The organism is Ligilactobacillus equi DSM 15833 = JCM 10991 (genome assembly GCF_001435735.1).
GTDB classification, from domain to species: Bacteria; Bacillota; Bacilli; order Lactobacillales; family Lactobacillaceae; genus Ligilactobacillus; species Ligilactobacillus equi.
Genome location: NZ_AZFH01000182.1, coordinates 1 through 273, shown reverse-complemented (window position 1 = coordinate 273; position 273 = coordinate 1). Strand labels below are relative to the sequence as shown.

1 protein-coding gene is annotated in these 273 nt (G+C 30.0%); it reads left to right on the top strand.

Annotated features, from left to right (window positions below):
* Window positions 1-84: 84 nt before the first annotated feature.
* Window positions 85-273 (top strand): MerR family DNA-binding transcriptional regulator (locus tag FC36_RS10040; RefSeq protein WP_156409579.1); only part of this gene is annotated, 189 nt, incomplete at its 3' end.

Sequence of the window (273 nt, the reverse complement as noted above, 5' to 3'; positions counted from 1 at the left end):
TAAAAATATAGAATTAAGTAGAATTTAACCGAAAAATACGTTGTAATTAAACCATAGAAAGATTGAAAATGTAGGTGGTTTATTATAACAATGTTAAAACCAAAAGAGATGGCAGAACGTCTTGGCGTTACTGTTAGAACTTTACAAATTTGGGATAAAAAAGGAACCTTGAAAGCCTACCGAACTCCCACTAATCGAAGATATTATACAGAAGAACAATATTTAAATTATATAGGTCAATCGTCAACTACCAAACGTAAAAATGTCGCTTAT